The 19,405-nt window shown below is 43.9% G+C and carries 10 protein-coding genes and 1 pseudogene; 3 read left to right on the forward strand and 8 right to left on the reverse strand.

Going from position 1 to position 19,405, the window contains the following annotated elements; genetic code table 11:
• Positions 1-94 precede the first annotated feature (94 nt).
• Positions 95-3,265 (reverse strand): LPS-assembly protein LptD, encoded by a 3,171-nt coding sequence (locus G7Y90_RS08470; RefSeq protein ID WP_250163902.1) that lies wholly within the window; start codon positions 3,263-3,265, stop codon positions 95-97.
• 417 nt (positions 3,266-3,682) lie between these two features.
• On the opposite strand from G7Y90_RS08470, the gene G7Y90_RS08475 reads away from it, so the two are divergent.
• Both G7Y90_RS08475 and murU read left to right on the forward strand, forming a co-directional pair.
• On the forward strand, positions 3,683-4,765 hold the full coding sequence (locus G7Y90_RS08475) for an aminoglycoside phosphotransferase family protein (RefSeq protein WP_250163903.1): 1,083 nt from the start codon (positions 3,683-3,685) through the stop codon (positions 4,763-4,765).
• A 114-nt stretch (positions 4,766-4,879) separates the two neighbouring features.
• Entirely contained in the window at positions 4,880-5,623 is a 744-nt protein-coding gene (gene murU / locus G7Y90_RS08480; RefSeq protein ID WP_250163904.1) for an N-acetylmuramate alpha-1-phosphate uridylyltransferase MurU, read from the forward strand.
• 119 nt (positions 5,624-5,742) lie between these two features.
• Here the strand turns inward: murU and G7Y90_RS18945 are convergent, their stop codons facing one another.
• From G7Y90_RS18945 to G7Y90_RS08515, 7 genes and pseudogenes are all read right to left on the reverse strand, one after another.
• A complete protein-coding gene (locus G7Y90_RS18945) occupies positions 5,743-5,859 on the reverse strand; it encodes a DUF2474 domain-containing protein (RefSeq protein WP_372815413.1) in 117 nt (38 codons plus the stop codon).
• A 91-nt stretch (positions 5,860-5,950) separates the two neighbouring features.
• A pseudogene (gene cydB, locus G7Y90_RS18950) lies at positions 5,951-6,966 on the reverse strand (cytochrome d ubiquinol oxidase subunit II).
• Positions 6,966-8,462: a cytochrome ubiquinol oxidase subunit I gene (locus G7Y90_RS08495; protein WP_502937410.1), complete on the reverse strand. Its 1,497-nt coding sequence runs from the start codon at positions 8,460-8,462 to the stop codon at positions 6,966-6,968. Before G7Y90_RS08495 ends, cydB begins: the two are co-directional and overlap by 1 nt.
• A gap of 503 nt (positions 8,463-8,965) precedes the next feature.
• Positions 8,966-11,440, reverse strand: a complete 2,475-nt coding sequence (locus G7Y90_RS08500) for an esterase/lipase family protein (protein WP_250163907.1) — start codon at positions 11,438-11,440, stop codon at positions 8,966-8,968.
• Positions 11,441-11,760: 320 nt separating this feature from the next.
• Positions 11,761-12,921, reverse strand: a complete 1,161-nt coding sequence (locus G7Y90_RS08505) for a tetratricopeptide repeat protein (RefSeq protein WP_201559861.1) — start codon at positions 12,919-12,921, stop codon at positions 11,761-11,763.
• A gap of 279 nt (positions 12,922-13,200) precedes the next feature.
• On the reverse strand, positions 13,201-13,839 hold the full coding sequence (coq7, locus tag G7Y90_RS08510) for a 2-polyprenyl-3-methyl-6-methoxy-1,4-benzoquinone monooxygenase (RefSeq protein ID WP_201559974.1): 639 nt from the start codon (positions 13,837-13,839) through the stop codon (positions 13,201-13,203).
• A 198-nt stretch (positions 13,840-14,037) separates the two neighbouring features.
• Positions 14,038-15,369 carry an MFS transporter gene (locus G7Y90_RS08515; RefSeq protein ID WP_201559860.1) on the reverse strand — a complete coding sequence of 444 codons (1,332 nt, stop codon included), beginning with the start codon at positions 15,367-15,369 and terminating at the stop codon, positions 14,038-14,040.
• 464 nt (positions 15,370-15,833) lie between these two features.
• Between G7Y90_RS08515 and G7Y90_RS08520 the strand changes: the two genes are divergently transcribed.
• Complete coding sequence (locus G7Y90_RS08520; RefSeq protein WP_250163908.1) at positions 15,834-19,400, forward strand: autotransporter assembly complex protein TamA; 3,567 nt, start codon at positions 15,834-15,836, stop codon at positions 19,398-19,400.
• The last annotated feature ends 5 nt before the right edge of the window (positions 19,401-19,405 follow it).

Raw genomic sequence — 19,405 nt, forward strand, 5'->3', positions numbered from 1 at the left:
CTTTTAACAGTCAAATATCAGACAGGGTTGACCATAATAGGGTTACAAACTGGGTTATGAAATATATAGTAAAAATATTTATACAAGCACGGTCTTAATCTTTCCAAGCAGTCTGGACAGGTTCAAAGCCCAAGATTTTATCAGAGAGTAAGCGAGTCAGGCGGCTGCTACCACTACCCAAACCATTCAATCTAATCTCTGCCATAATGGCTTGCGTTGGTTTGTCTTTGACATTTAAGTCATTATAGTAACGACGACCATAAACTGCAAAACCAAAGCAGCAATCTTCGTAATCAACGCCGACCAACGAATCAAGGACTTTATCACGATTGTAATCGTATTGACCTTGAGCCAAGATTCGCCAACTGTTATTGATTGGAAAGACAGCCGATGCGGTAAAAGCAGAGAGTGGCAGCTGATCGGTGTTTTCATCACGTTGACGTTTGACAAATCCAACATTAAACAAGCTGTTGTCAGACGGCTGATAACGCAGCTCAGTCGTAATATAATTTAAATCATAATCATTGGTCAGTGCGCCACTAACATCAACCCAAAAGTTGTTGTAAGGCTGCGTGCTGGTATCCCAAACCATCCCTGAAGATGAAGAGGTGAAGACAGGTTGCTGATCATCAAGCGTAACACGTCCATTATCGATATAAAACTGCTCTGCAATGCTACCATCAAAACGTGTCACACCCGTTGCGTCGATGTAACGATAATTGATACCAGGAGTAAGCGAATGCAAATCTTGCAAGCGGTCATGCCCTAAGAACCAACTGTCAGAAAACAGCTGTTCATAGTTAATAGAGGCAATACGCGTATTAAAGTTCGGAATATCGTTTTGGTCTTCATATGGCGAGTAGGTGTATTTCAATCGCGGGCTAAGCAAGCGATAGCCACCCATGGTGTCGTCGAATGCGCCAAAAGGCGAGCCTGCTTGATAGAAATTCAGACCTGCATCGATACTGGCTTGCGGTACAAATACCGACTGGCTACCATCTTTATCACTCAACTGGTTGTCGGCTAAGCTGTCCTCGTCATAAGAGGTATAGAGATGTTGTAAGCTCAGTTTGGGTTTGATATAACCCCAAGATTTTTCCATTGGATAAACGGCGCTGAGTTTATTATAAATTCGCCCGCCACTTTTTTCATTCTCAGAGCCATCGTCGATGGATTTTTTGAAATAAGCAGAATCGTGTACACCAGTGATATCGAAGCTCTTCGCCCAAGGCAGTCGATAATCGAGCTTGAGCTGCGGCAATCTTGAGTAAGGCTTATCTTTGTCTTCTAAGGGTTTGCCATTACTGGTAAAAGCGTCTAGAGTTTGAAAGGTTTCTACCTTCAATTCACCATCAACATAGTCATTATAATAATTGACACGCGCACGGCGTGGTAAGTTTATGGTGCTGTCTGATAGACCCAGCGTATCAAAATCATTGAGGTAGTCGGAATCTGACACATAGCTGTATTTTGCATCACCGCTTAAGCGTGGAATGCTCTTAGATGACCAATAATGATCATAAAAGAAGCTAGAGCGGTCTTCGTCATTGTACTCTTTGTCATTAGGTAAATATGAACCATTAAAAATACCTTCGCCATAACTTTCGGTCAGATAGCGAAACTCGCCTGACACCATAGGATTACGATCGGTATAAATATGGGTATTGAGCGTGGCATCATAATTGGGTGCCAAATTGAAATAGTAGGGTATATCAACCTCAAGACCGCTTTCACTACTGATACTGGCATTCGGCAATAAAAAACCACTGGTGCGACGATTATCAATCGGGAAGTTGAAATAAGGCAAATAGAACACAGGCACGTCAGCGATACGGAAAGTAGTGTTATAGGCTTCGCCGCGACCTGTATCGGTATCCAAATCAATGCTTTTGGCATCAAACTGCCATTTACGATTGGTTGGTGGACAGGTACTAAACATGACATCATCTAGCTCATACTGACTGTCATTTGGTCTGTTCAAGCGCTTGGCATAACCATGAGCTTGCAGTTCTACACTAGCAAAAGCCACATCATTGGCTGTCGACTGCCCAGTTTCAGTATTATAATTTAAACTATCGGCAACCCCAATAAGCCCGCCTTTTGATGCTTTTTCAGTGAAATTGGCTTGGGGGTTATTCGATGAGCGGTTTGGCGCATTGCTATCTAGTGCGTTGCTAGGTGATACTTGCTGACCTGTCGCTTGGTCAGTAAACATGACTTTACCTTGAGCTGCGGCAATGCCATTGCTCAAATCTAACAAGACTTTTTCTGCTTCTATCTGCTGGGTACCTTGATTGATGATGACATTGCCCGACAGCTCTGCATAGTCGACATTGTCATAATAACCATAATCTGATTCTGAAAACAGCGGCGCTTGATTATTCGGGAGACCATTTAAGTTTGGCGCAGGCTGTCCATTGGTTGCTCCCGCCTCATTGACCGCGCGTTGATAGTTGGGGTTGCTCTTTGGATAAACCCATTGACCTTCGCAGCGTTGGGCGCTATCTACGGCATTCGGTAATAACTGTAAGTTTTTACCCACTTTTGGAATGGTTTGCGGGATAGGTGTTAGCTCGTTTTGAATGACATCTTGGTTAGCATTATCGCTATTGTTTAACGTTGAGGCGTCTGTATCAGGTGTCAGCTCATAAAATTCTGCTAAACGCATCAGACTATCTTGAATACTTTCATCACTCACATCAACTTTACCAGTCTTCTGTGCGGCTTTAGCTTTAGGGGCAGTGGTTTCAGTAAGCTGAGCCTTGCTATTGTTTTGAGTGGTCGCAATCGTATCTGATGCTGGTAAAAAACCTTGATCATCACTCTCGTTGATGGCGGTAATTTCTAGAGGGCGGTTGTCTAAGGCGCTTTCATTAATAGCACGCTCATTAGAGATGCTGTCGTTAAAGGTGCTTTCACTAAAGGTGCTTTCACTAAAGGTGCTTTCATTAAAAGTATTGTCAAAACTACTATCTGACGCATTGTTATCAGTAGCAGCCTCTTGAGACGTATTACGCTGAAAGTCAGTCTTTTGATTATTGCTATTTTGATAGCGGATATCATTATAGTCGCTGTCTTTTTGGACGCTACTGCGATTGGCATCAGGTGTAACATCAGAGATATAGCGGGTGCTACTGTCAGTGATTAGCGACTCAGTTTGCTGTGTATCAGCATTGCTGGGCGCAGCACTAACGGCTAGGCTGGACAAGCCTAAGGCACCAAATAAGATCAAACGGATGCTTTGGTAAAGCGGAGAATATAACAAGGGCACACCTATGATTGCAGAGCCTATTGGATTGCGATACTGAATTTAGTAACCATATTATTAAGCATGTATGGCGGTTAATAAACGACTAAAAAATCACTGATTGATAATGCTATCTTAAGAATTTGGCTGTTTTACATATAATGACGACTAATCATAGTCAAAAAAAACCAAATCAGCTACACTATTTACCAAAATTTATAATATAGCCAAGCTGTTTTTTGAATGGTTGCTGAGGTTATGCTCAGCGCTAGATGTCGAATGATATTCCAATACGCCTGCTATCGCAGTTTTTTTGGCTCAAGACGTTGCTATTTTAACAAGGTTTTGCCTGACTTATCACTACTTTAATTGTTTATGACTTATATTTAACCTGCGATGCCCATTATGACTGATAAAATACTTTTAGAGCCTAATATGATCGATAACAAACTCAATAGCCGTCTACAACAATTAGAGAGCTGGTTGCAGCAAGTATTTGCTGGTCAAACGTTCCAACTCGATAGTCTACCCGGTGACGCAAGTGCTCGCCAATACCATAGAATCCAGCTGTCAGACAGTAATGACACGACAGTCGCACATTATATTGTTATGGATTCAGCGGACGAACAAGACGCCATGCGCCAGTTTATCAATGTGACTAAGCTGATGGCACCGGCGATCAATGTGCCGACGCTCATCGCGCAAGACGTGACGAAAGGATTTTTGGTGTTACAGGATTTTGGTGCGGTAGAGTTCGCCCATCTGCTCGTTGATGCGACGCCTGCGCAGATAGATGAGCATTATCAGTTGGCAATGCAGACGTTGGTCGCGCTACAGACTGTGCCAGTTGAAACAGCCAAGTCGCAACATCAATTGCCAGATTATGATACCGCGTTATTAGATCGTGAGATGGATTTATTTAGCGATTGGTTTATACCTTATATCGGTGTCGAGTTTGATAAAGCATTATGGAATACTTTAAAAGAAGCCTTAATAAAAGAGATTTTGCAGCAACCACAAGTCATCGTCCATCGTGATTATCACAGTCGCAATTTGATGCAAGACCAAGCGGATCGCTCGCGCTTAGGCGCGATTGACTTTCAAGACGCCGTCATCGGCTCTTATACCTATGATTTGGTGTCATTGCTGCGAGATGCTTATGTAGAATGGCCAGAGAGCCAAGTCTCTGCATGGATTAATGATTTTTGGCAGTTGCAAAAGCAGGCAGGCTTGACTACGGCAGATAGCATAGAGCAGCTCGAAAACGATATGAATGTCATGGGCGTGCAGCGACATTTAAAAGTGTTGGGGATTTTTATTCGCTTGTCTGAGCGAGATGGCAAAGACCGCTATTTGGCGGATATACCTAAGGTGATGCGTGATTTAATGTTCGAGTTAGAATGGTTAGAGGCGCACGGTAGACCGCATATGCAACAAGCAGTAGCGCCGTTTAATGAGAGTCTTAGGGATAATATACTGCCAGCTTATCAAAGTAAGTTCGTACAGCAATATATTTAGGGTGAATCACTTGCGAGCTTCACTTGACGCGAATGCTCATTTGATAAGTTACGTTAAAAAATTAGCAAGTTTTAATCTGAATGTATAATCCCATAAAATAAAAAAGGAGCGCACATGTCTGAGATTGACCGAGCAGTGATTACCCAAGCAATGATTTTGGCTGCTGGTAAGGGCACGCGTCTGCGTCCGTTAACACTGGATACGCCCAAACCTCTGGTAGAGGTGGGTGGGCAACCGCTTATCGTCTGGCACATTAAAGCGCTACAAGCAGCTGGTATCACTGATATCACCATTAATGCGTCATGGCTGGCTGATAAGCTGATGGATACACTGGGTGATGGCAGTCAATACGGTGTTAAATTACATTGGTCAGTAGAGGATGATGAGCCTCTAGAGACCGCAGGCGGTATTTTTCAAGCGTTACAAACTGGCAAGCTGCGCGACGAGCCATTTATCTTAGTGAACTCAGATGTATGGACGACCTATGATTTTGCGCAGTTGCGAGATTATAAGCTTGGCGCTGATCAGCGCGCACATCTGTTATTGATTGACAATCCAGAGCATAATAACGGCGGTGATTTTGCCATCAATAATGGTTTAGCCAGCGAGCAGCCGATTGGTGATGCAGACAAATACACCTTTGCTGGCATTAGTGTGATGTCACCACGATTGGTCGATGGGCTGGTATCAGGTCAGCCAGCGGCGTTGGCACCATTGCTCAAGCAAGCGATGATAAAGTTCCAAATCACGGCTGAAATCATTTCTGATAATTGGATAGATGTGGGCACGCCTGAACGCTTGGCGCAGGTAAATGAATTTATCAAAAGCAACGGTGTTGATCACCATAAAGGCGCTTAGATTAAGATGCCTAATTCTTATTAATCTTATATAAGTAATCACATAAAAAAGCAGCGTCGATGAATCGGCGCTGCTTTTTTATGTGATATAGCCATGGCTAAGTGGGCTGCAAATGATTGCTAGATGCCCATAGCCAACTTGATCAATTGAGCAATCGTAAAAATAACTGCAAACCCTGCTATATATAGCCCAATGAACCATGCCCATTGTGACTGTTTCTTACTGAGCTTCTTCATGCTCGCCTCCTACTACGTGTTAATGCGCTTTAAAAAGTGTAGCCACTGCTAATATTTGCAGTCGCCACATTTTTATATCCTTTGTTTACCCTTAGTACATATGCTCATGTCCAGTTTTACCCTTAAAGGTGTAATAGGCAAAAGCGGTATAACTCAGGATAATTGGTAGCATTATGACGGCACCAACTAACATAAAGGATAGTGAGGTGTCAGCTGCGGCTGCCTCATAAATCGTCATCTGATACGGTACGATGTATGGGAACATGGCAAAACAAACCCCGATATAGCCCATCAAAAACAGTGCCACAGTCAACAAGAAAGGACGATATTCGCGCTCGCCACCTAAGTCTTTACGCATCAAGAAAAATAATAGTAAAACTATAATTGGCATAGGTGCTAGATATAATAGACCTGGGAAACCAAACCAGCCTTCGAGAGCATTAATGTCTGAAAAATACATAAACGCTGTGACGACGATCATTGCCACTACCAAAGCAGACAGCATCCAGCCAGACACTTTGCGTGCCCAGACTTGTAAGGTATGCTCAGTTTTGATAATGAGCCATGTAGAGCCAAGCAAGGCGTAACCGATAATCATGGCAAAGCCGCAGACAATCGAGAAAGGTGTGAGCCAGTCAAATGGCCCACCAGTATAGAGACGGTTGCTTGCCTCAAGACCTTGTACAAGCGCCCCAAGCATAATACCTTGAGAGAATGTAGCAACGACTGAACCAACAAAAAGAAAGTGTCCCATACGTGACGACGTGACGATGCTTTGAAGCGAAATTCAAATGCCACACCGCGCATTATTAGACCGAATAGCATAAAAGTAACAGGCAGATAAAGCCCCGTCATAATGATGCCATAAGCCACTGGGAAAGCAGCGAACAAGCCGCCACCGCCCAATACTAGCCAAGTCTCGTTACCATCCCAAAACGGGGCAATAGAGTTCATAATGCGGCTACGGTTTTTATCTGAGCCAGCAAAGGGAAACAAAATGCCGCAGCCCAAATCAAAGCCATCAAGCAATACATAGATAAAGACGGATAGAGCGATCAGTCCGCCCCAAATTAAAGGTAAGTCTAATACATCACCGTAGTTAAACATTAGCGTAACCCTCCATCATCGACGTCGTTTGCAGGAGTATCTATATCTTCTTCAGTACTCTTAGCAGGATTGCTATCGCCACTGAGCGCACGACCTTGGCTTTCGGTCACTGAGTGCTCATAGAAGTTATCATCGGCAGGATCTTCGTACGGTTTTGGCCCTTGAGCGATCAAGCGTAGAATATAAAAACTGCCTGCACCGAAGACAAATATATAGAGGACAATAAAACCAATCAACGTGGTTGCTACTTGCTGTGCTGCGAGCGGTGACATGCTTTCTGCGGTGCGTATCACACCATATACAGTCCACGGTTGACGTCCTGTCTCGGTCACAAACCAGCCCGCCAGTAATGCGATAAAGCCAAGTGGCGTCATCATCATCCAAGCACGGTGGAACCAGACACTTTCGGGATTATACTGCTGCTTTTTAAAGTATTTATAGAGACTAAATAAGCCGACCAGCACCATTAACATGCCAATACCAACCATGATGCGAAATGCCCAGAATACAATCATGACCGGTGGTTGGTCTTCAGGTGCCCAGTTTTTTAGACCTTTTACTTCGCCATCTAACGAATGGGTAAGAATCAAACCTGAGACATAGGGAATGCTCACTTCATATTTATTGGTCTGGTTTTCTTGGTCAGGAATAGCGAATAAGCGTAACGCTGCGCCGCGCTCATCCTCCCAAATACCTTCCATCGCTGCGACTTTGGCTGGCTGATGCTCTAAAGTGTTTAGACCATGCTCATCGCCAATCAATACTTGAGCGGGTGCGACAAATATCGCCATAATCATGGCCATACCTAGCATAACGCGACCGTGCTGGCGATGTTCAGTATGCTTTTTAGATTGAATATAATAAGCACCAACCCCGCCAATGACAAAGGCAGTCGTCAAGAATGCCGCTGTCATCATATGAGCATAGCGGTAAGGGAATGAAGGGCTAAAGATGATCTCAAGCCAGTTGGTAGGATATAACAGTCCATCTGCGCCCATCATAAAGCCTTGCGGCGTCTGCATAAAGCTGTTGGCGGCTAAAATCCAAAAGCCTGAAATCAGTGTGCCAATGGCGACAATGGCAGTGGAAGCAAAGTGCATACGCTTGCTCACGCGCCCCCAACCAAATAGCATAATACCTAAAAAGGATGCTTCTAAGAAAAACGCGGTCAATACTTCGTAGGCGAGTAGTGGCCCCAAGACGTTACCGGCTTTGTCAGAAAAGACCGCCCAGTTAGTACCGAACTGGTAGGACATTACTACACCAGATACCACGCCTAAGCCGAAAACAACGGCAAATATCTTGACCCAATGCTTGTAGACTTCAGCATAGATAGGCTCGCCTGTTTTGAGCCAACGGAATTCAAGTACCGTCAACCAACTGGCAAGTCCGATAGAAAAGGCGGGAAAGACAATATGAAACGAGATAACAAAAGCGAATTGGATACGCGCGAGCATCAGCGCATCGAGCTGGTCAATCATAAACGTAGCGAACATAAACGGTTACCCTTATCTGTTAGCTGAATAGCGCTGGCTTCCATAAAACGCTCAAGTAACTGCCCGCAATCGTCTATAGATTAAGGTAAAAAATAGTACGGGCAATGGCTCAGTGTTGATTAGCGAGCAATCTTAGGGATAGAGTGCGGCTAAGCTAACGACTGTTTAGCTGAATTAAGTAATTTATATCCCTATAAATTAATACATTACTGTCAGGTGCTGTCAATATATTATGCGCTTCCCTCGATACACACGCAAGCTGCGCAACAGATTGGTCGCATACCTGAGAGTCATTAAAAACTGCTGAGATAAACCCAGATATATCAGACTAATCGCTTGGGAAAACAAGGTGTTATCAATTTTACCTTAATAACAGTAATGTTTTATTTTTGTACTAGTATAGGCACAAATATCCAACACAGTACAAAGTTGCAAAGCCATCTGCTTTACTCTTAATTTTAAAGCGCAAAGACCAGTGCAGCGCTATATGACACAAGCAATGATTATTCCTGCAATTGTTTATGTAAAATCTGGCGTAATGTCAAAATAGTTTGCGGGTTAGTTTGAATGCTATGACCACCGCTGATAATCGTCTCAGAAGCTGCGCCATCGAGATGAGCGCTGGTATAAGGAACAATACCATCTGATAAACGTTCAGTTAGTGCCTGGCTGATATCTTCATTGACAGTGACGGCTGCAACCAGTGGTTGGGCAGAGAGCTTTGAGCTATCAGAAGGGCTACTGGTACCGACTGTTTCATTTTCAATGTCTTCTTCTACTGCTTGTGACAAATCAACCTTTGCACCAGCTGGCTGCATTTGCGCCAGTCCTTTGGTAATGTCGGCATCATTATTGGCAATGATAGAGTGATAGGTCACACGATCATTGATGGTGATGTCTTTCGTCAGCTGTATAAAAGAGGATTTGTCGCTCAGTTGACTTGCGCCATTTTGTAAATATAATGCACCCAAAGGATTTTGTGCCAAATCACCCTGCGTGGCAATAGTTGCTAAATTGTCCGTGACAGTTTTTACCAAACCGACTGGCAAATAGACAATACGGCGCAGTGCCCGAGTGAACCAGCGATCTGCATAGTCAGTTCCGCGAAAAGGCGCTGATAAAAAGACAGCCGTATCTACTTGTGGTAAGGCTTTTAGCTCAAAGCGTTCTTTTAGCTGATCTTCGCCAAATGATGCTTTAAGTGCGTCACGAATCTTACGTTTTTCACTATCAGACAGCACATTTTGATCGTCTAATCGATCTAGGTCATCGACCAAGTTTTCATCAGATAGCATCATGCGGGCGATAATGGCACCCATACTATGACTGATAATCACGCTGTTTTTGCTGGCACGATTTTGTCCTTTAGGATCAGTTTGCTGGTAGGTGCTGTTGATTAACTGTTGTATTTGATAACGGTTTTCTAAAATGGGCAAATTGGTTGGATAGAATATCTGCCACACTTGATAGTTATCACGCAACTTATCGTCGTTGAGAATATCGTTGGTTAAATTGACCCAAGTGGCAGGGCTAGAAGCCAAACCATGCAGCATAATCAGGACGCGCTTATTGGGATCATAAGGCTCAAGCATGAATAATTTGGGCAGTCTGGCCTCTGGCTGGCGAGTGATTAAATTGAGATAACCGACGCCATCCAGTTGGTTCTCTGACAGCCACAAGCCATAACCTGCAGAAAAGTTAGCCGCCAGTGGATAGTCACTATTAAGGATATTGACGCTTTCGCTTTGGTATGGGTTGTATAAATGAATATCGAGCTTGCGACTGCTTAGTACATCCAATACGCTATCGCCGCTTGGTTCAATCAATCCTGTTAATAGCAAATGTCCAGTAGGGTAGATACGCGAACTTGGCTTGCTCTCATCTGTGTCTCCATCTTTCTCATTGGCCAATCGACCTGACAATGATGACACTAATAATTGGCGAATCGTGGTGGTATAACGGTCATCTAGTGAGGCCACCAAGCTGATACCTAAGCCTGGACGTTTGCTAATTGAGTTAAGCCCAGAGAGGCGTAATTCGTAAGTGGAAACCAAGTCTGCTAGTGCAGAGGTCTGCTTATGTGCATTTTGCAAATAGTTATTTTCATTAGGCAAATAAACACCAAGATCATAATCATCAATTTGTATTTTCATGACGTTGACTTGATCAGTAGGTTTACCTTTGAGCGGTGAGTAATTGGCAATCGCGGCTTGGCTACTGTCATTAAGATTACTAGCGGATGTGGGCAAATAATCTACTTTGGTGCCGCCCATCAATTTATTTGAGCCGTTGGTTGATCTATAAAGCTGGGTTATCACATCATTACTGGCGGCATTATAGATGTCTTGGGTTTGAATATCGGTGTCATTTGGAATACGGTTCTGTGCCTGAGAGGGACTTTTATCTTGATCTGCGCCCTCAAAATCATGCGTCAAACTGTCATAAAATAAATAGGTATAACTGGATTTGATAGCATCGAATAGCCGCTCTTGATAACCTGTTAGACAGCGATTGGTGTTTTCTTGCTGGACTTTAGCTTCTGTATCTTCTAAAGGTGCGTTGGCATAATAAGGATCAAGTGGCGGGCGAGCCAGCGCATTGCGGCAGTCTTGAGAGGCAGAAAGCTGTCGCGCTTTTGCGTAGTGTAACTCTGCAAAAACTGCCAAAGCAGGACGGTAGTGTTCATTCAAAATACTGTCAGTAAGCTGAGTGAGGCATAAATCAAACTGCTGCATACAGGCTTGCTCATTGAGCCCTGCCGATAAGAGCGCTGATGCCGTGTCACTGCTGAGTTTTTTGGTGGTGACGATATTACCGCGCTGCGCAGTAATCGTCTTCGCTGACGCTTGCTTATTCACTGATACCGTACTGCACGCAGGTAGTAATGCTACCGCGGCTATCAAGGCGACTGATGTGATCGAAAATGGGGTTTTCTTAGCATGCGTCACCATATTTTTGATAGGGCTAGCGAAAGTCATAGGTGAGTCCAGTTAGTCGTAAAAGCATGATTGAGTCAGTAATTTATAAGAAGAAGTGTAGCGTAACTTTTCGCATTAAACTATTTTATTTAAATTTCAAAAATACGGTTTAAACTTGGATAATCGAATCGAACACGCATTTAATTAAGGTAGACAGCAAGTTGGGTTCAATGGAGTTTTGCTAGACATAAAAAAGCCCCTGACTCTATATTGAAGTAATTTCCATATAAAGTCAGGGGCTTAGTCGAGTCAATCTAGCTTATGGAGCAATCATAGTATTTGGTGAACTTACTTAATGACATTTAAACACCTAATCAATGTTAAGCACTAGGCTTAACATTGATGTCAGGCGCAGGTATATCCCAAATGTAGAATTTACCCTCTTCAATAAGTTTGATTTGCTGACGAATGATGTCATTGTTAGGGTTTTTCTGTTCAAGACGACGTAAGCGCTCTAGTGCGTTATCGCGGCGATCACTTAACAAGTCTGACTGTGCCAAGCTTTGCTCTGCTTCGGTATAGCCAAGAGACACTGCGCGGTCTAGGTATTTTTGACCTTCTTTGAAGCCGCCGCCTTCTGACAACATCATGCCATATAAGAAGTTGGCTTCGCCGCTATCAGGTTGCAGTTTAATGGCACGGTCAACATATTTTCCACCACGTATCGTATAGTCTGACCCCAAATCTAAGTTACGTCCCATGCCATTAAGTTTAGCAGCACGAATCAGTACATCATAAGAGGCATTTGGTGATTCAGCATAAGGCTGTATCCATTCAGCCAATACTTTGATTTTTTCACGCGTATAATGGCGCTGTGAGCGGTTAGGGAAGTTTGGTGGGTAATGACGGGCATTAGGTGAGACGTCTTCGATGAAATCATCAAGCAAGCTCACATCTAGCTGATCGTTGTTATTACCGTTTTGCTGAGGAATCAACACGGTCGGTACAAAGCTTACGTCTGACAATTGCACTTGCGGCGTTGGTATATTGGCAAGCTGACCACTACGCAGGTCGACACCAGTAGCGGTCAAAGGACCAGGCTCATAAACTCGAGTGGTGCCAGTGAACTCAGGTATTTTTGGTGCTGGTACAACATCTTGTGGTTGCAATGTACTCATTGGCGCACGATACGGCTGAGCATTATTTGGTAAAGGAGCACTTTGTGGAACGCTAGTGCTTTGAAGGTCAGTTGGTTGAGTATTGGCTGTCACCGCCGCAGTCGGTAAAGTACCCTCTTGTGCTGTACTAGCCGCAGTCGGTCGAGCAAGGCGAATCACACGTTTGCTAGAATCCATGGCACTAGGCACCGATGTGGCAGTAGTATCGGTCTTTGCAGCATCTGTTGCCGCATTGGTTTCAGCCGCATTGACAGGCGCTGATAATAGCATGGCACAAGCTGTTGCCAGTGCTGTCAGAGTTGCCAGTTTAGGCGACTTGCTAGACGAACGGGCAGAGAGAGTCGATTGGTTGATGGCTTTCATAAAAATCGTTACCTTAATTTATTTAGTTGTTATTTAGCAATTGAATGGTTATTAGCTCATGTCTTTGCGGCAAAATCATACAAATTTTTAATACCCTAACAAATTCAACTGAGCGCTATCAGTAGTAGGATTGTTAATAGTAACGCGATAGCGTGTACGTCATGCCAGCGACAGCAGGGTAAATGAAAGCAATATCAATAATAAAGCGCACTGTAATTACCCTCACAACGAACTTACCATCACAACCTATCGCTCAAAATCTGCTATCAAAGATGGCAATTACAAGTGATATGCCGTGGCTTTCATGCGATTGGCCATCCAGCGCATAGTATGACGTACAGGTGGTGATAACGCTGCGCCGCCATTTGCTAATGCTAGCTCACGATGATGCAACTCTTCAATATCCATTTGTGCCAGTATCTCTTTTGAGCGTTTATCGTGCTCTGGTAATTGGGTGATATGGTCTTGTAAATGTTCGCTGACTTGAGCTTCTGTCTCTGCGACGAATCCCAAACTAAATTCATTAGAGATGGCACCCGCGACTGCGCCAAGACCGAAAGACATGCCATACCATAATGGCGTAAAGACACTGGCATGACTGCCAAGCTCGTTTAATCGCGTCTCGCACCAGACCAAATGATCGACCTCTTCTTCGGCTGATTGCTGCATGGCTTGCTTGACGCCACTGTCTTTGGCGGCAAATGCTTGACCATGATACAGACCTTGCGCGCATACTTCACCAGTATGATTGATACGCATCAATCCTGCGACATGTCGCGCCTCGGTGATAGTGAGCTCAGGAATCTCGTCACTGCTGACTGGTAGTGGACGAGTGCTAGGGTTTGAATGTGGTACGACAGCTCGTAATGCCTTATCGACCCCAAGTAATAATTGGTCGACTTTGGATAAGGGACGCAGGGCCATGATTCACTCCTGATGGCTTAAATACGATCAAAAAATTAAACTTATCTGTTCTTCTAAAAACATTGTCTGTTTTTCTAAAATAATGATAGTGATTAACGCATAGACATTACTATAGCAAACAATCTAAATTATCAGCACCAATATTATCCATTTGATAACACACCGATTGCTATAGCAGCATGTCAATCTTACTTATGGAGCCACTTCATCATGCGTTTGGATGACCGCATTTTTAATATGTTTATTGAGTTTACTGTATAAAAAGGCACCGAAGGCAATGTTTATGAGTCCTGTCACCAAAAATAACTGAGGTAAATTGAATCCCAAAGCGTTCAAGATCACGATAGAGAAAATCGCTGAGGTGACCATAAATATCGCGTTAAAGATATTGTTGGCACCAACGACGCGCGCGCGGTGGCTCTTGGGTGCATAGGCTTGCATAGAGGCATACAACGGTACGATGTATAAACCGCCGCTAAAGCCCAAAAAGAATAAATCAGCAAACACGCGCCAGCTGCCACTCATCCCAAATAAATCGCTAATACCAAGTAACGCCTCACTAGTAACGTTAATATTCAATCCTGACAGCGAAAAGTATAAGTCAATCGCAAAAATACTTAAGCCGGCGATACCAAAGGGCAAAAGACGTAAGCTGACTTGGTTTTTGGTTAGTGATTTGCATAATAATGAGCCAATCGACACACCAACAGAAAACAAGGTTAATAGGAAAATAACCACTGATTCATCACCATGTAAGATGACCTTGCTGAATTCTGGCGTTTGGGTCAAAAACGTCGCGCCATAAAACCAAAACCAGCTATTACCAAGGATGACAAAGAACAAAAAAGGCAATGAATATAAGTAGCGCACCGTCGCCACACTAGTGGTCACAATGTTCCAGTTGATTTTTAGGTTTGGCTGCATCGCTGGCATGTGGGGTATCAATCGTGCGACAAAATAACCCAATACGGCGATGACCAATACGGTCACACTTATCCAATAGAGCGGCTGCGCTATCTGAGTTAAAACACCCGCGATAATCATACCGAGCAAGATCGCTAACGATGTTCCCATTTGAAACAAACCATTAGCACCAACCAATTCATCTTCTTTCATCGCTTGTGGTAAGTAGGCGTATTTAATAGGCCCGAAAAAAGTAGATTGAGTACCCATGAGAAACAACGCAACAAATAACAATGCATACCATTCAAACACGAACCCTACTGCCGCAATCACCATAATTACGAACTCAAGCAGCTTAATCAATCGTGTGAGTTTTGATTTTTCGAATTTATCCGCGATTTGTCCTGCCAGCGCAGAAAACAAAAAATAAGGCAAAATAAACAACATCGCGGCCAAGTTATTCAAAATACTGACTTCCATGCCCAACTGACTCGCAGCGGTGTAAGTCAAAACCAGTATGAGCGCTTGCTTAAAAATATTGTCATTAAACGCGCCCAAAAACTGGGTAAAAAACATGGCGCTAAAACGGCGGTGCTTAAATAATTGAAACTGATTGGCCATGAACATTCCTACAGACGGGTCGCGGTTGCTAGATCAAAGAAAAGCGCTGAATACCGCTTTTAAAGTGAAAGTAATTATCGATATAATTATTAACAGTATCAAAAACTTATCGAAATATAGCATAGGTTTTATCAATATTAAGCCGTATAATAGCAAGGCTTTGGTAAAAATACATGCGCTCGACGCTATGATTTCATAATTATCTAAGTTATGATTTGTAAATTTTGCATGGTTGCGTCGCGAGGTGTGAGTAATGGCAAAGGCTTGCTACCACTTATGCATGTCTATTTTTTGATAAAAACATGGTGCTAATCTGACACCAAGGTTTGCGTTATAAATGGTCATTATCCAAAGCAAGACAGTAAACCATAATTCAGCCAACTGCTATAAGTTTATTCACCGGTAAGACTAGGCGATTGTTATCGTTCATAATATTGTGCCGCGTGAGGTGATAGGAAATACACATGAAACACCAGCCTTCAACGCTCGCGCGCAATGTATCGATGATGCAGTGTGATACAGATAATGTTCAAGAGGATATTGAAATTCAAGATTTTCAGAGTGACCGTTTTCAAAAAACACGTCGTACAGCAGCTATGGCAACTCATGGCAATACGCCGCGCATTCATTTTACGCGTTCAGCACTTTTCACTGCGCTAGCGACCAGCCTGGTGGGTTTCGGTCTGGCACCTGCTGCATTGGCTGATACCACAAATAATATCAGTTCTCCTAAACAACCTACGAGCAATCAAATAGCTGTCGATCAATCAAATATTCAACCAACCAGTACTCAATCAACAAACACTCAATCGACCACACTGTCAGATGATGATACTCAGCTCGATATCGCTTTGGATGCATTGCGCCTAAAAAAGGCAGTAGAGCAGGGCATTATCGATCAGTCAGTATTGGATGAGTACAGCGAACAAAGCCTAGGCATTAAGAAGTCTGATGCGCAAGATAAAAGCGCTAAAAAACCAGCTGCTCAGCCTCAGGGTATGGCTAATGCTCAGGCAAATGCCATGGATAATATGGCTGGCGCAAATGATGCTCAGCTCGATCTTTCCGATAGCGCCAGTGATGACTTGTTGCAACAAGCCGCAGCCATACAGCAGCAGGGTTATCAGATGATGACGCCTGAGGAGATTGATCGTGAGCTGGCTGCGATGGACATGCAGAATGCCAAAGATATTGATGACATCAATAATAGTACGGACGTTAATAGCAGTACTGACGTTAATAGTACCAACGTTAATAACGATCGCGATTTTGATGCGCCAATTGCTACATTAGATGATGCAACCCCGCCTATTGGTTTAGATGTGGATTTGGATGCGACCAATCTGCCAGCTCCTAACAATCTTGAGACATTAGGTAGGAATGAGAGCGCTGCTGAAAGTGCACAGACGGCTGAAGTTATGTCGCGTCCGATCGATGTTAGCGACTCTGTCAGTAGTGGACGCGTGGATGGAACCGGTACTTTCGATAATGAGATTGTTGCCAATGCCAGTGATGAGACCAATGAAGATGGTACAACGTCAGATATCATCAATCCTGATGACTACTTGCCAGACTATCAAGCGGACTCTCAGGGAATAAACCAGAGTATCGAACAAGCCAGTAAGCCCAAGCCAATGGCGCGTAATAAAGGCAATATCGTGAAACGCCTTTATAACCGTTTATTCAATGCAGGTGTGATGGCATTACCACATGTAGATACCACAATTTATCTACGGCAGGCGACCGCTGAAGGTACTGTCAATGGTAAGCCAAAGCTCACCAAAGCGGATAATGACGTTCAGCCCATGAAAAACATCAAGGCTGCCCTTGATGATACGACGGTTCAGTCAGTTACCGACTTTACGGCCGCCTTGCCACGCCTACGCCAAACAGCATTAGAGGCAGCCCAAGCAGTGGGTTACTATGATATTACGTTACGCCTACGTCAGCGCAATGCTGATACGATCGATGTCATTATTGAAGAGCTGGGCGAGCCGGTACGTGTGGATAGCCGTATTGTTGAGATTCGCGGTGAAGGCGGTGAACAACCAGAATATATAGCACTTGAAAAAGACTTGCCGCCACAAGTCGGTGATATCTTCAATCACCGTGTTTATAAAGATAGCAAGGCGGCCCTTGAGTCGCTGAGTAATACTTATGGCTATTTTGATCAATATTGGCTCAACAAATCCGTTGATATTATCTTGCCAGATAATACAGCGGATGTGTCGCTGGTCTACAACACTGGTGATCGTTATGAGTTTGATGACGTTGTGTTTTTTACATACGATGAAGAAACCAACACCTTAACCCAAGATCCTGACAAGCTACCTGTTGAGTTGTCACTATTACAACAGTTGTTCGACTTTAAGTCCGGCGATCCTTTTTATCGTCCAGCGGTGACCGAGTTTAGCAATGACTTATCAGCGACTCGTTATTTTAATACGGTCAACGTTGAGTCGATATTGCCGCCAGATGAACGCAGTGAAGCCAGTACTTTGGCTTTTGATAACACGCCTACCAATAATAGCGGCACACTCGACGACGATATTAATAGTGATGGCGCCTTAGACATTGCGGGCAATAATGGTGCTGAAAGCTCAGCTGCTTCTAATAGTAGCCGTGTTAATCAAGACAATAACGCTGATGACGGTAATGAAAATAACGCAGAGAGTGAGGGTAATACGACTGCCAATAGCGGTGAAACAGTCAATCCCGCCGACATTGCGGCGATCGATTTTGAAGCTGATGCAGCAACACTTGATAAACTACAAGCTATCAAACAAAAAGCAGAGCGTTTGAGCCGCTTACCAAATGACCGTGTATTGGATGAAAAAGACCAAGAGGCGGACAATCTTTTGGGTAAAATAAGCGACGGCATCAGTAATATTGCGCAAAAAATATTCCCTGATGAAGAAAGCTTAATCACTGATGAAAACTTTGTACCACCAACGCTGGCTGGTCGAAAAACCCCGCAACAAGTGGCAGAAAGTAAAAAAGTACCGTTGTATGTTTTTGTCTCTTCAAGTAAGCCGCGCGATGCCCAAGTAGGTCTTGGTTACGGCACAGATACGGGCGTGCGAGCGACGGCAAAAATAGATTATAATTTGCTCAATCGTAAAGGCTATCAAGCTGGTGCAGAGACCGAAGTTTCCAGAATTACTAAAAACGTCGCTGTTTATGCCAGTCGACCTTGGAAACATCCACTTAACGATAAATTAGATGCGCGTCTTACCTATGAAGAAGAGGTCATCGACCAAGGTGAAGGCAACTTCGACTTATCTACTACGACGCTAAAAGCGGCATTGGCGCGTAATATTCGCCGTGACAGTGGCTGGAATCGCAGCTACTCTGTGAATTACCGTTTAGATGAGCTAGAGACTGGAGTTGATGAGACAGAGTTGGACGATCTACCTATTCGCTTTACTTCCTCTAAGCCTAAGCAGCAAGCGCTGCTATTTGGTTATGGTATGAACAAAACCGATGTAGACAGTGTGACCAATCCGACTCGCGGTATGCGTCAGTATTACTCGCTTGAAGCAGGGGCTGATAAAGCCCTTAGCGACACTAATATGGCAATCATTCGCGCGGGTGTCAGCGGCATTTATAGTTTTGGCGATGAGCAAAAGCATCAAGTGCTGGGCAGTCTGAATACAGGCTACATCTGGGCAGATGATTTTTATGATGTGCCTTATAAATTACGCTTCTTTGCGGGTGGCGATCAAAGTATTCGTGGTTATGACTATGAGAGCTTGTCACCGCTCGACAAGGGCTATTTGACTGGTGGGCAAGTGCTTGCGGTTGGTAGTGCAGAGTATAACTATGAATTTAAACCAGGATTCCGCGGGGCATTCTTCACTGATGTGGGTAATGCTTACGACAAAAACTTCGATACTGAGACAAAGGTCGGCGTCGGTGTTGGTATCCGCTGGGCATCGCCAGTCGGTGTGGTAAGAGTTGATGTGGCTGCTGGCGTGACAGAAGAAAGCATACCCGTTAGACTGCACTTCTTTATTGGCTCGCCTTTATAGCCATT

The sequence above is a fragment of the Psychrobacter sp. WY6 genome (assembly GCF_018448495.1).
Taxonomy (GTDB): domain Bacteria; phylum Pseudomonadota; class Gammaproteobacteria; order Pseudomonadales; family Moraxellaceae; genus Psychrobacter.

Excerpts from the sequence above, each read along its gene's own strand:
- murU (WP_250163904.1), top strand. The coding sequence starts at position 4,880 with ATGTCTGAGATTGACCGAGCAGTGATTACCCAAGCAATGATTTTGGCT.
- G7Y90_RS18945 (WP_372815413.1), bottom strand. The coding sequence starts at position 5,859 with ATGAAGAAGCTCAGTAAGAAACAGTCACAATGGGCATGGTTCATTGGG.
- G7Y90_RS08495 (WP_502937410.1), bottom strand. The coding sequence starts at position 8,462 with ATGTTCGCTACGTTTATGATTGACCAGCTCGATGCGCTGATGCTCGCG.
- G7Y90_RS08515 (WP_201559860.1), bottom strand. The coding sequence starts at position 15,369 with ATGGCCAATCAGTTTCAATTATTTAAGCACCGCCGTTTTAGCGCCATG.
- G7Y90_RS08475 (WP_250163903.1), top strand. The coding sequence starts at position 3,683 with ATGATCGATAACAAACTCAATAGCCGTCTACAACAATTAGAGAGCTGG.
- G7Y90_RS08520 (WP_250163908.1), top strand. The coding sequence starts at position 15,834 with ATGAAACACCAGCCTTCAACGCTCGCGCGCAATGTATCGATGATGCAG.
- G7Y90_RS08500 (WP_250163907.1), bottom strand. The coding sequence starts at position 11,440 with ATGACTTTCGCTAGCCCTATCAAAAATATGGTGACGCATGCTAAGAAA.
- G7Y90_RS08505 (WP_201559861.1), bottom strand. The coding sequence starts at position 12,921 with ATGAAAGCCATCAACCAATCGACTCTCTCTGCCCGTTCGTCTAGCAAG.